Annotated in this window: 1 protein-coding gene; it reads right to left on the reverse strand. The window is 67.4% G+C overall.

Going from position 1 to position 521, the window contains the following annotated elements:
- Positions 1-521, reverse strand: a 521-nt coding sequence (locus NS220_RS18720; RefSeq protein ID WP_153004382.1) for an MFS transporter, incomplete at both ends; no start/stop codon positions are given.

Consider the following 521-nt stretch of genomic DNA (forward strand, 5'->3'; position numbering starts at 1 on the left):
CGCGATCGGCGAGACGGCCGAGCGGCGGGATCACGGCGAAGTGGATGACGTGCGCGATGAGCAACGCGAGGAGGAGCTGGCTGGTGTCGTAGGAGTGCACGACCTTGAGATAGACGATCGAGAAGCTCACGACGATGTAGTAGACGATGTTCTCCGCGAAACGGACGCCCATCGCCTGCGCGACACCCTTCGGGTAGCGGCGGAGCACCTCGACGACCCCGAACGACGTCGCCTTCTCCTTCTCGACCTGCGCCTTGGCCTCGAGGAAGATCGGCGCCTCCTCGACGTGGGTGCGGATGTAGAACCCGACCAGCACGATCACGGCCGACAGCCAGAACGCGATGCGCCAGCCCCAATCGAGGAAGGCCGCGGGGCTCAAGACGAACGACGTGACGAGCAGCACCACGGTCGCGAGCAGATTGCCGACGGGCACCGCCGCCTGCGGCCAGCTCGACCAGAACGCGCGCCGCTTGTCCGGGCTCTGCTCGGCCACGAGCAGCACGGCCCCGCCCCACTCCCCA

This window comes from Microbacterium testaceum (genome assembly GCF_001476655.1).
Classification (GTDB): Bacteria; Actinomycetota; Actinomycetes; order Actinomycetales; family Microbacteriaceae; genus Microbacterium; species Microbacterium testaceum_C.